The organism is uncultured Wocania sp., assembly GCF_964021735.1.
GTDB lineage: Bacteria > Bacteroidota > Bacteroidia > Flavobacteriales > Flavobacteriaceae > Wocania_A.
On sequence record NZ_CAXIBN010000247.1, the window covers coordinates 1 to 3,638 of the forward strand.

Below are 3,638 nucleotides of genomic sequence, written 5' to 3' on the forward strand. Positions count from 1 at the left end.
AAGAGGTTATTTTTTTGCATTAATACGCTACGAAAACGTTTGAAATATAGTACTTTTGCCAAAATTTTAAACAACAAACTAAACATTTTAAGCAATGCCTTTTAGTAAAACTTATGAAAAAGAGTTGGCTTTTCAAGCAGATCGCCGAAGAGCAACCGTAGAGTTTATCAAAATTGTTAGCGACCTTTGGTACGACAAATCTATCGAATTGGTGATTTTTAGAAATCAATTAATTGATAGAAATGTAAGTCAGATTTTAAACCTTCATGAATATGCTGGCAAATTTGTACAAAAACCTATTTCAATTTTTGATTCGGTAGAAATCGCGCAAGCCATAAAAGCGCTAGATATCCCACCTGCTAAGCTTGATCTTGGTAAATTAACCTATGAGTTTCATTTAGATGATAATAAGCATAGCAATGCCACTGCTTTTGTTGCTAGTAAATTAAAAGACGCTAGCAAGAATGGTGATATCACACCTAAAGATGTAGTACTTTATGGCTTTGGTCGTATAGGTCGCTTAGTTGCTCGTGAGCTCATGACGCGTACAGGAAAAGGGAGCCAATTACGCTTAAGAGCCATAGTTACTCGTGGTAAAATTGATGAAACCATCTTAGAAAAAAGAGCTTCTTTATTACGCAACGATTCAGTTCACGGTGATTTTCCGGGAACTGTTTCTATTGATGCTAAAAAGAATGCATTAATAATTAATGGAACTACTGTAAATATTATTTCGGCAAATGCTCCAGAAGATATTGATTATACTAAATATGGCATTAACAATGCTTTAGTAATCGATAATACTGGTGCTTTTAGAGACAAAGAAGCTTTAAGCAGACACTTAAAATCTAAAGGCGCAGATAAAGTATTACTTACCGCACCAGGAAAAGGTGTACCTAATATAGTTTATGGTGTCAATCATTTAGAAAACGATCCCGATAAAGTCAATATTTTTTCAGCAGCGTCGTGTACAACAAATGCCATTACACCTATTTTAAAAGCTATGGAAGATTCGTTTGGTGTTGTTAATGGTCATTTAGAAACCATTCATGCCTATACTAACGATCAGAATTTAGTTGATAATTTTCATAGCAAATACCGTCGTGGTCGTGCAGCAGGTTTAAACATGGTTATTACAGAAACTGGTGCTGGAAGTGCCGTAGCAAAAGCATTACCAAGTTTAGAAGGTAAATTAACATCAAACGCTATTCGTGTTCCTGTTCCAAATGGTTCATTAGCTATTCTAAATTTAGAAATAGAAAATACAACTTCTTTAAACGGGATTAATACTATTTTAAAGAAATATGCTTTAGAAGGCGATTTAGTTGAGCAAATTAAATACGAATTAAGTGATGAACTTGTTTCTAGCGATATTATTGGTAGCTCTGCGCCTTCAATTTATGATAGCAAAGCTACTATTGTACGTGCCGATGGTAAAAATGTAGTGTTATATGTGTGGTACGATAACGAGTATGGCTACAGCCACCAAGTTATAAGATTAGCAAAATATATTGCTAAAGTTAGACGTTATACATATTATTAATTAAAAAGTATTTTGCCTTAGCAAAATCTGTGATTAAATTTAATTTTGACAAAAAATCTAAATTAAAATTTCAATCGTATATAAATTAGCCTCACTTTGTGAGGCTTTTTCTTAAATATAACTGTATTAGTAAACAATATTTTATAACTTCGTAAAACCAAATACAACCATTTTAAACCAATTGTAAATGAATTCTATTAAGCAAGCTTCCCTTATCATCTTTTTTTTAATAAGTTCAATAATCAGTTTTTCTCAAACCAATCCAGAAGACGAATTATCTTTAAATGATGGTACTATTGATAATCAGTTTGAGTATGTTCTTAAAAAATCTGGTAATTTTAAAGGTACAAACGGACAAGCATACGAAGCAGTTAAACGTAGTATGCTTCTAACTTTAAGAGCACACACTATTGACTCTTTAAACACACTAAAAACAAAGTTAGATAACTCAAAAAACACAGTTGAAGCGCAGCAAAAAGAAATTAATGATTTAAAAATCAAATTAGACAGCACTAAATCTACATTAGATTCTACAAATTTAGAAAAAGACAGTATGTCGCTACTAGGTATGCAGATGAGTAAAGCAAGTTATAATGTACTTATGTGGACTATTATTGCTGGCTTATTAGCTTTACTAATTTTGTTTATTTATAAATTTAAAAACAGTAATGCTATAACGCGTGATGCTAAAAAGGGACTTGAAGAAATTGAAGAAGAATTTGACGAGCACCGAAGAACAGCTTTAGAACGTGAGCAAAAGGTAAGACGACAATTGCAAGATGAAATTAATAAACAAAAAGGAATATAACCAAATCCTTTTTTAACATTTATAAATCTGTGATTTTGTGTTGCAGATTTTTTTAGTATGAATATTATACAAGCAACTCTAAAACACTTAGACGATTTAATTCCTCTTTTTGATGCATATCGTGTTTTTTACAGGCAAAATTCAGATACAGAAGCTGTGAAAATATTTTTAAAAGAGCGACTTACTAAACAAGATTCTGTAATTTATATAGCATATATTGATGATGTTGCTGTTGGTTTTACGCAATTATATGTTTTACTTTCATCGGTATCCATGAAACCCATGTATGTATTAAACGATTTATATATTGATGCAAACTACCGAAGTAAAAGTATTGGTACTTCTTTAATTAATAAAGCCAAAGCATTATGTAAAGAAAAACAGTATAAAGGTATTATCATTCAAACCGAAAATACCAATCCTGCGCAACATTTATACCAACGCGAAGGCTTTGTAAAAGATACAGATTTGATGTTTTTTTGGACTAATGATTAGACTTAATCTGACTACAAATTACTTGATTTTGTCAGAAAAAAAATTACAAATTCGTTTAACGTCGGATATAAAACATTAAAACGATTTCATATCTGTAAACGTTGTACATTTGGCTACGTTACCAAGATTTGGTATATTTGAGTAAAATTATAGTCAAAATGGGAAAAAACACATCAATATCACTCGGAAATCATTTTGAGGATTTTATCAGAGAAGAAGTAAATTCAGGTAGATATGGTTCGGTAAGTGAAGTTATTCGTTCTGCATTACGTTTGCTGGAACGCGAAGAAAAAAAAGAAAGAGAATTAATTAAAGCTCTCGAAGTTGGAGAAAATAGTGGTTTTATTGAAAATTTTAACCCAAAACAAAACCTGGCTGAATTACATCGCAAACACTTATGAGTAAAAACCAATACCGAATAAGTAAACAAGCGATTGATGATTTAAATGATATTTGGGTTTATACTTTTCACAAATGGTCTAAAGAACAAGCCGACAGATATTACGATTTGATAATAGGAGAGATTGAATTTATAACGGACAACTATCTGATTGGAAAATCGGCTGAACAAACTCGAAAAAACTATCGAGTAACGAAAATCAAATCGCATCTGATTTTTTACAGAAAGGTCGAAAATGAAATTGTCGAAATCGTTAGAATTTTACATCAGAGAATGGATATTAAAAAACAACTGAAATAAATAAACTACACACAACAATGGTAATCGTTGCACAAGTCTATAATTTCACATAAAATAATTTTCTACAAGCCTCCTTTAAGAGATTTTTGTGT

5 protein-coding genes are annotated in these 3,638 nt (G+C 31.2%); all 5 read left to right on the plus strand.

The features are described from left to right. The first annotated feature begins 94 nt into the window (after window positions 1-94). Entirely contained in the window at window positions 95-1,543 is a 1,449-nt protein-coding gene (locus AADI82_RS14445) for a glyceraldehyde-3-phosphate dehydrogenase (RefSeq protein WP_341217123.1), read from the plus strand. Window positions 1,544-1,730: 187 nt separating this feature from the next. Then, complete coding sequence (locus AADI82_RS14450; RefSeq protein ID WP_341217124.1) at window positions 1,731-2,351, plus strand: tRNA (guanine-N1)-methyltransferase; 621 nt, start codon at window positions 1,731-1,733, stop codon at window positions 2,349-2,351. Between the two features lie 57 nt (window positions 2,352-2,408). Beyond that, complete coding sequence (locus tag AADI82_RS14455) at window positions 2,409-2,846, plus strand: GNAT family N-acetyltransferase (RefSeq protein WP_341217125.1); 438 nt, start codon at window positions 2,409-2,411, stop codon at window positions 2,844-2,846. A 158-nt stretch (window positions 2,847-3,004) separates the two neighbouring features. Beyond that, window positions 3,005-3,247, plus strand: a complete 243-nt coding sequence (locus AADI82_RS14460) for a type II toxin-antitoxin system ParD family antitoxin (RefSeq protein ID WP_341217126.1) — start codon at window positions 3,005-3,007, stop codon at window positions 3,245-3,247. Continuing rightward, on the plus strand, window positions 3,244-3,546 hold the full coding sequence (locus tag AADI82_RS14465) for a type II toxin-antitoxin system RelE/ParE family toxin (RefSeq protein ID WP_341217127.1): 303 nt from the start codon (window positions 3,244-3,246) through the stop codon (window positions 3,544-3,546). The genes AADI82_RS14460 and AADI82_RS14465 overlap by 4 nt, the downstream gene beginning before the upstream one ends. Window positions 3,547-3,638 lie beyond the last annotated feature (92 nt).